Here is a 423-nt window from a genome sequence, read left to right as displayed (position 1 = left end):
ACAGGAAGCGCTGGAGGTGGCGGCGATTCAATCGGTGGTCAGCCTGGCGCCGCTGAGCCATTGGCCACACCGGCCATTTCGCCAGCCGCATCATTCGGCATCCGGCCCGGCGCTGGTGGGCGGCGGCTCGAAACCGCAGCCGGGGGAAATCACCCTGGCCCATCACGGTGTGTTGTTTCTCGACGAGTTGCCGGAGTTTGATCGCAAGGTCCTGGAGGTGCTGCGTGAGCCGCTGGAGTCCGGGCATATCGTGATTTCCCGCGCTCGCGACCGGGTGCGTTTCCCGGCGCGCTTTCAGTTGGTGGCGGCGATGAACCCCTGCCCTTGCGGCTATGTGGGCGAGCCCAGTGGGCGCTGTCGCTGCACGCCGGAGCAGATCCAGCGCTATCGCAACAAACTCTCGGGGCCGCTGCTGGACCGGAT

1 protein-coding gene is annotated in these 423 nt (G+C 66.4%); it reads left to right on the top strand.

Annotation, left to right across the window (positions count from 1 at the left end; translation table 11 throughout):
- On the top strand, window positions 1-423 hold a 423-nt coding region (locus HX846_RS38540; RefSeq protein ID WP_178967619.1), incomplete at both ends, for an ATP-binding protein.

The sequence above is a fragment of the Pseudomonas sp. K5002 genome, assembly GCF_013386655.1.
Classification (GTDB): Bacteria; Pseudomonadota; Gammaproteobacteria; order Pseudomonadales; family Pseudomonadaceae; genus Aquipseudomonas.
This window is presented reverse-complemented; position numbering and strand designations above follow the sequence as displayed.